The following is a 251-nucleotide window of genomic DNA, read 5'->3' as shown; positions in this document are numbered from 1 at the left end:
CCCATTTTGACCATTAACCTCAAAAGAGTCTCCTCTTCTACCTTTGTTGAATATAGTGTCACCGTCGGTAAATTTGAATGATCTTTCTGAATGCAAAGGAGATAATACTTGTTCACGTGGGCTACTATTATTGCCTTCACTAATATCACCTGCTGTCTGAAGCTCAGGAAAATAATCCTCTGCAGCAATTGGCTGAGATACCTGAATGCGGCCCTCCTTTAGTTGCTCAGCTACTGCTTCAAAATTTGAAG

At 41.0% G+C, this 251-nt stretch carries 1 protein-coding gene; it reads right to left on the bottom strand.

Annotated features, from left to right (window positions below; translation table 11 throughout):
* Positions 1-251, bottom strand: a 251-nt coding sequence (locus tag SM755_RS24000; protein ID WP_323174882.1) for a hypothetical protein, incomplete at both ends; no start/stop codon positions are given.

The sequence above is a fragment of the Natrialba sp. PRR66 genome (genome assembly GCF_034808065.1).
In the GTDB taxonomy this organism is placed as follows: domain Archaea; phylum Halobacteriota; class Halobacteria; order Halobacteriales; family Natrialbaceae; genus Natrialba; species Natrialba aegyptia.
The sequence above is the reverse complement of the archived record's forward strand: the minus strand, read 5'-3'. Positions and strand labels throughout refer to the sequence as shown.